The organism is Azotobacter armeniacus (assembly GCF_054779355.1).
In genome coordinates this window covers 1-1,274 of the sequence record NZ_BAAGYK010000083.1, presented here as the reverse complement: position 1 = coordinate 1,274, position 1,274 = coordinate 1, and the positions used below count along the sequence as shown (strand labels likewise).

Annotated in this window: 1 protein-coding gene and 1 pseudogene; both read right to left on the bottom strand. The window is 61.5% G+C overall.

Annotation, left to right across the window (positions count from 1 at the left end; genetic code table 11):
• Positions 1–644, bottom strand: a 644-nt coding sequence (locus ACYVD0_RS12820; RefSeq protein WP_460427165.1) for an IS701 family transposase, incomplete at its 3' end; no start/stop codon positions are given.
• Positions 645–844: 200 nt separating this feature from the next.
• A pseudogene (locus ACYVD0_RS12815) lies at positions 845–970 on the bottom strand (ISAs1 family transposase); the annotation flags it as partial.
• Positions 971–1,274: the final 304 nt, after the last annotated feature.

Genomic DNA, 1,274 nt, shown 5'->3' with positions numbered 1-1,274 from the left:
GCGGTCTCGAGATGACCCACGCCATAGACGCTGTCGGCAGCCACCCAGGCAAAAGGCGTGTTCGCCGCGAGGGCCCGCTCGATCATGTCCTGGGCCATCCGGGGTCTGGTTGAAAACCCGATACCTTTCGGTACCTGGGCGGCAGCCATACGCAAGGGATCATCCGTCCAGGCTTCGGGCAGGTAGAGGGCTCGGTCGATGAAGGCATGGCCGTGACGCGAGACATAGGCCGCGAAGACACCGATCTGGCAGTTGGCGATCTTGCCGGCCGATCCGCTGTATTGGCGGGCTACCCCGCAAGACGCACGGCCTTGCTTGAGAAAGCCGGTCTCGTCCAGAACCAGGACGGCCTCGTCGTCGGCCAGATGTTCCAGCACGTAGTCACGCACCAGATCGCGCAAGGCATCGGCCTCCCAGCGACCACGGCCGAGAATGGCCTGTTGACGCCAGGGGCCGGGATCGCCGGCGGCCTCTGCGCGCATCCAGCCGGTCTTGCGTGGCTCGTTGCCCAGCAGGCCATCGAGGAACCAGCCGGCAGAGGCCGCCCCCCGCTCCTGGGTAAACAGAGGGCGCATACGCGCCTTGACTTCGCGCAGCGATGAAGCCCACAGCTCCAGCGTCGTCTCGATCGATGCACCTGTCATCCGGTCTCTCCCAGGCAAGGGAATACATCAAGCAAGGCAGATGAAGGCTAAATATGCAACTGTAGTGCTAATCAAGCTTAGCGACCAGAATCCGCCAAATAGGCCAGGATCAGCGGGTATAGCTACCCTCTATCGGAAGCTGCAAGCGCTGGGAGTGAAAGCCAGGGCCATCGCATGAAGCCAAGCATTCTCATTTGAGTTCCCAGAAGCTCGGCCCGATAGTCATCCGAGGTGTTGGCGATGAGCCGACGAGTCTTGAGGCTGCCCTTGCGCTGGCTCGGGTCCAGGCGGAGCAGGTTCAGCGTCAGTCGCTTCAGCGTGGCCAGCAACAGTCAGTGTTTCGACCAGGGCCAGGGAATGCTGAACCTTGTTGGTCTGCCGAGGATCGTCCAGGGTGACGAATACGTCCATGATGGAGGTTGCAGGCCGGGACATTCGAGTGCTCCTCAAATACCCAAGCTATATCGGCTTGCGCTTTCCTCTGCAAATGCGAGCCACTCGCTTCATGCGATTGCCCTGATGGCGTCTACGCCATAGACCGTGTCAGCGGCAATCCAGGCAAAGGGTACCTGGGCAGTCAGGGCTCGTTCGATCATCTGGAGGGCCGACTGGGGCCTGGTCGAGAAACCC